1 protein-coding gene and 1 pseudogene are annotated in these 792 nt (G+C 41.2%); one reads left to right on the top strand and one right to left on the bottom strand.

The window, feature by feature from the left end:
- Window positions 1-189: pseudogene (locus BWI92_RS26415) on the top strand (S41 family peptidase); the annotation flags it as partial.
- A 32-nt stretch (window positions 190-221) separates the two neighbouring features.
- On the opposite strand, the gene BWI92_RS26420 reads toward BWI92_RS26415, so the two are convergent.
- The gene (locus tag BWI92_RS26420) at window positions 222-761 is read right to left on the bottom strand and encodes a hypothetical protein (protein ID WP_141234951.1); all 540 of its coding nucleotides are present in this window, start codon (window positions 759-761) and stop codon (window positions 222-224) included.
- Between the last annotated feature and the right edge of the window lie 31 nt (window positions 762-792).

Here is a 792-nt window from a genome sequence, read left to right on the forward strand (position 1 = left end):
ACGTCGTTCATTTGGTAAGGATTAGTCCAAATGCCGGTAAGCTTATCAGATGGCTCGGAACTACGATTAACGATTTCTCGATATTATACACCAAGCGGACGTAGTATTCAAAACCGATATTTGTTGGGGCATGAAGAGGAATATGATAAAGACTATGACGACCGTATTAAACGTGGAGACTTTAAGATACGGGTAATTGAATGTCAAGAGTTTAGATACTTTTAGTTATCAGCTAAAGTGTATGTCACTGTGATACTTGATGTTCCAGAACGAATGTTTTGATACGCTGAAGCACTTGTAGTCGCAATGCTATACGTTAAATTACTACCATCTGTAGATCCTGTTCCTGTTGCACAACTTGTGATACCAGTAATAATGTCGGTAGCAGTTGTTCCCAACGAAGAGATTGTACTGCCTGTACCACCAGCTTGCAAATTGGTTGCACCAGGGTTTGCTGCGGTTACTGCGATAGTCAAACCAGCAACAGTTGCAGATGCCTGTACTGAAATTTTACGACCAGTTGCAGGAGCAGTCATAATAGAACTATACTGCAAATACAGAGAAGTATTATTAGTAGGTGCTACAATAGGATCACCAGCGGTACTTGGTGCGGTAAAGTCCATCGTGATATTTTTGCTGGCTGTAGGTGCAATTCTTAGCATGGTAACGGCAGGAATCGTAATACCTATGGTATGTGAGTCGGTTTGGCCAACGACTCGATTTAGAAAGCAGAAAGTACTAAGCGGATAAGAAGAAAACACGTTGTTTCATGGCTACTTGGTTTAAATTGTG

It is taken from the genome of Flectobacillus sp. BAB-3569 (genome assembly GCF_002270355.1).
Lineage (GTDB): Bacteria > Bacteroidota > Bacteroidia > Cytophagales > Spirosomataceae > Flectobacillus > Flectobacillus roseus.